General features: G+C 66.1%; 1 protein-coding gene. It reads left to right on the top strand.

All coding sequences use genetic code 11. The features are described 5' to 3' along the window. Positions 1-19: 19 nt before the first annotated feature. On the top strand, positions 20-248 hold a 229-nt coding region (locus tag I6F17_RS37545), incomplete at its 3' end, for a hypothetical protein (RefSeq protein ID WP_225132501.1).

Below are 248 nucleotides of genomic sequence, written 5' to 3'. Positions count from 1 at the left end.
GGCCACGGAGACGGCCGAAGTGAAGTCCATGCCGGGCAATCGCGCCGGCAAGGACAACGCGCATGATCCACTGGCTTCGGACGATTGGTCAGGGCCAGCAAAAGCGGCCGAACCAGGCGGTCTGGACGACAGCAACTCGCACGCGTCGGAGCGAGGGTCGGCAAAGGCGGCCACGGAGACGGCCGAAGTGAAGTCCATGCCGGGCAATCGCGCCGGCAAGGACAACGCGCATGATCCACTGGCTTCGG

It is taken from the genome of Bradyrhizobium sp. NBAIM18, assembly GCF_020193825.1.
GTDB lineage: Bacteria > Pseudomonadota > Alphaproteobacteria > Rhizobiales > Xanthobacteraceae > Bradyrhizobium > Bradyrhizobium yuanmingense.
The sequence above is the reverse complement of the archived record's forward strand: the minus strand, read 5'-3'. Positions and strand labels throughout refer to the sequence as shown.